This is a genomic window from Hydrocoleum sp. CS-953 (genome assembly GCF_002260545.1).
Taxonomy (GTDB): domain Bacteria; phylum Cyanobacteriota; class Cyanobacteriia; order Cyanobacteriales; family Microcoleaceae; genus Trichodesmium.
In genome coordinates, this window is sequence record NZ_LGSU01000600.1 from 1 (window position 1) to 3,797 (window position 3,797).

2 protein-coding genes are annotated in these 3,797 nt (G+C 33.0%); both read left to right on the top strand.

The window, feature by feature from the left end; all coding sequences use genetic code 11:
* Positions 1-16: 16 nt before the first annotated feature.
* Positions 17-544: a DUF192 domain-containing protein gene (locus AFK68_RS06605; protein ID WP_094672080.1), complete on the top strand. Its 528-nt coding sequence runs from the start codon at positions 17-19 to the stop codon at positions 542-544.
* Between the two features lie 1,962 nt (positions 545-2,506).
* Entirely contained in the window at positions 2,507-2,734 is a 228-nt protein-coding gene (locus AFK68_RS06610) for a DUF2949 domain-containing protein (protein WP_094672081.1), read from the top strand.
* Positions 2,735-3,797: the final 1,063 nt, after the last annotated feature.

Consider the following 3,797-nt stretch of genomic DNA (forward strand, 5'->3'; position numbering starts at 1 on the left):
AATTTGAGATTCTGTTATGGGTAGTAAGTTTGGTTTATTTAAGTCGGGAATAATTCTGTTTTTGGTTGGCTGTTTGCTACAAATAACATTTGTGATAATTTCACAGACTACTACTATTCAAGCAAAAGCTCAACAGCTATCAAATTTTCAGGTATCTCAGGAAGCCCAGGTATTGCCAATTACAGCCCAAGCTCAAATATCTGGTCAAATAATTAATTTGGAGGTGGCGAAAACTCCTAAAGAGCAAGCAATGGGTCTGATGTATAGGACTGAATTACCTGACGATCAGGGAATGCTATTCTCTTTTGACCCTCCTCGGAAGGTTAATTTCTGGATGAAAAATTGCAAAATATCTCTTGATATGATATTTATTCGGTCTGGTGTGGTTAAGGCGATCGCTCTTGATGTTCCTCCTTGTTTAGCCGATCCTTGCCCTTTGTATGGATCTGGTGTGCCAGTTGATCGAGTTATTGAAGTGCGGGGAGGACGTATTAGGGAATTAGGTTTGAAGGTTGGAGAACGAATAATAATTACTAAAAATTAGATACTCTGAAAAGTTTATCTGAAAATCAAACAGAATAAATTGGCAGTAAACACAAGAAAAGTAGTAATAAACTAGGATTTTTGTCTCATATAGAGCCGAGCAAAATGAGAAGTTGTATATCCTCATCTATGAACTGCGACTTCTAAAAGAAGGAAATTCTGAATTATGGTTGACAAAATTTAAGAAAACTTTTTATTATTTTACTTGTTAGGTATATACAGTAAGATTATAATTTGCTATACTATAATACCAAATTACATTTATTCACCTAATGTTCTGTTGGTTCAAGATAAAGCTTGTCTTGTTGAGAGTCTACTTTGTACTTGACTTGATTTAATGAATTGGTGTGAGAGAGATCGAATTTTGTGCTGGTCNCGAAAACTATAATACCAAATTACATTTATTCACCTAATGTTCTGTTGGTTCAAGATAAAGCTTGTCTTGTTGAGAGTCTACTTTGTACTTGACTTGATTTAATGAATTGGTGTGAGAGAGATCGAATTTTGTGCTGGTCTAAAAACTTAGCGATCTGTTTTTATGCACAAAAATAACTACAAAAAATGTTTGTATTGTAAGTAGGAATATAATATACAAGCATTCCAGTAAAGTTATTGTATAATCAAATGACTGGAGCAAGGTTCCCCTCATAAGTGGTGATGGTTTTAATCAAACACAACTACTTAAATTTTATACCCTAACTGCTTATGTTTTTTTGACTTAAGTAATAATTCAATAGCAAATTTTATGTAATTTTGACTGGCAGCAATAATAAGTTATTTTTAACTAGCTATCAGCTAAAATTGAGTCTTTTCTGATTGCTGAATCTTTATTGCTGACTGGTATTCAAAAATCTTGGATTTCAGCATAGTCAAACTTTTTGAGAAGGTTAAAATATCCCCTTTCAAATAATTGAAAAGCTGACTTATTTTTCAACTTCAATGTATATATAGCACTACCCATTAAGCTGTTTGATAGTTGTACAAACTGAAAATCTAATTGTAGTAAACTTTTAAATCACTGTATTAAGTGCATAACTTTCTTGGGCGTAGCAGTATATATTTTGAGAAATTCTAATTTGACTAACATTTATCTGAACTACTACCTGATTTTGCGGAATAGTAAGGGTGACTTATGTAGATCCAAACCGAAGGAACCTCAAGCTATCTTGTTGTTTTGATAAGTAACTTCTGGCTTTTGTTTAGTTCATCAAAAAAGTTTTTGAATTTGGTTCTAATACCATTTTTGTGAACAATGCACTTAATAATTGTTACTCAGACCTGATTACACAGATTACTCTCATCTTTTGTTAAGTGGAACTTAATGGAGAAATGGTATAAAAATTTAGAGCTATAGAACAGATAAAAAACTGGCTGACCCTAGGTTGAGACACAAAAATATTGACTTTATGATAGTCAACAATTGCTTAGTCAAGAGTAAGCATTCAGCCATCAGCTAGNGAACAATGCACTTAATAATTGTTACTCAGACCTGATTACACAGATTACTCTCATCTTTTGTTAAGTGGAACTTAATGGAGAAATGGTATAAAAATTTAGAGCTATAGAACAGATAAAAAACTGGCTGACCCTAGGTTGAGACACAAAAATATTGACTTTATGATAGTCAACAATTGCTTAGTCAAGAGTAAGCATTCAGCCATCAGCTAGAAAGAGGAATTAGTTTCCAAGGAGAGTTAAAATTCAGACATGAAAAAGGTCATCGCCTAAACTTAGTAGGTATTACTTTAAGGCATCTTTTTGCGCAGCATGACCTAGGAAAAACTGTTTGCGTAGCATTCCAAAGGATGAGATGAATAGCTAATAGCTGAATGGTTAAAGTCAAGGTAAAAAATATTAATTTCATTGACTTGGAAATTCTCTCAAATATGTAACGTATATATTTTATTCAGAATAAGAGTTACACAGAAAATGGTGTTTTAAAAAAAAGGAGGTGAACAGAAATATGACATCAACAAACTATGCTCGCTTTATCAATTTTTTGCAAAATGAATTATCTATCTCTTCAGCTTCTATAGCAGTTGCTGAACGAGCTAGTGTTACTTCAGAATTACCATATCCTCAACCAGACTCTAATGCTTTGTCGATGATTTTGTGGCAATATGGTTTGGTGACTCTAGAACAATTAGACAAAATATTTGATTGGCTACAAAATACTTATGATTTTAACTAAAGTAAGTATTTAGCTATTAGTTATTAGCTAGTCTCTGGGGTCGGGTCGTAACTAAGTTTTTTCGGTTCGGGAATGCTTCCCTTTCCATTTAGCAAGGGTGTTTTCCTACAGAACAATAAAAATGGAGTTATATTATGTCCGGATGAACAGTTATAATATAAATCGATTAGGTCAAAATTCAGCAATTCTGAATTATGCAATTCAGAAGGGAGGAAAAAAGTATGTTTGAGAAGAATTTTTTTGACCGCTAATTAACCGGACATGATATTTTGCGATAGCAAAACAGGTATGGTTGAATTCAGGGAGAAATAGCTATTAATAAATTGAAAGAGAATAAAAATTTACTACTACATTAGGTTCCCTTAACCACGAGAAGTATTCATTTAAACCTCATCTTTTAGAGACTGTTTGTAAAATAAGTATTAGGAAAAAAGTTTCACAACTCAATCAACTAGCTTGAATAAGGTAAGGGATTAAAATAACTCTAGATGTGGAGGAGGTATGACTATTCATAGTCAATCAGATAAGAGTGAATTTCTTGATAACAAATAATTGTTTTTTCGCCTATTCCCTCCATACCTGTTCCTAGTTAAGTGTCCCCTGTTCCCTATCTTATTTTTTTATATTTCCTGATACATTCAACCTCTTAAGGTAAGAATTATGATTGTGGAAAAGCTTACTACTTCTAAGAGTTGCTAGCTCTACATTCTGCAGGAAATTCTTACTAAACTAAACAGAAATTTCACAACTACTATAAATAGAAAATATAAGTCTAATTAGGCTTTGCTGAATAAAGTTTTTTGGTAGGGGTAGGAGTCAGGAGAAATAGGGAATTTAGAGGAGGTAGAAGTAAGAATTGTCCCCTAATTTTTCTGTCCTTAGTTTGCTCAAAATGCTAACTTTTTGACCTTTTTAAACTGAAAACCTTGCACTTTTTGGTATTCCAAAAACGCTCAAGTCTTTACCAGTCAATGCGCGAGAGAATTAATCAGCAGAGCAATAATTAAGGTTTGCTGAAAAATTCTTTTTTTAGGAGTAGGGGAGTAGGGGAGTAGGGGAGTAG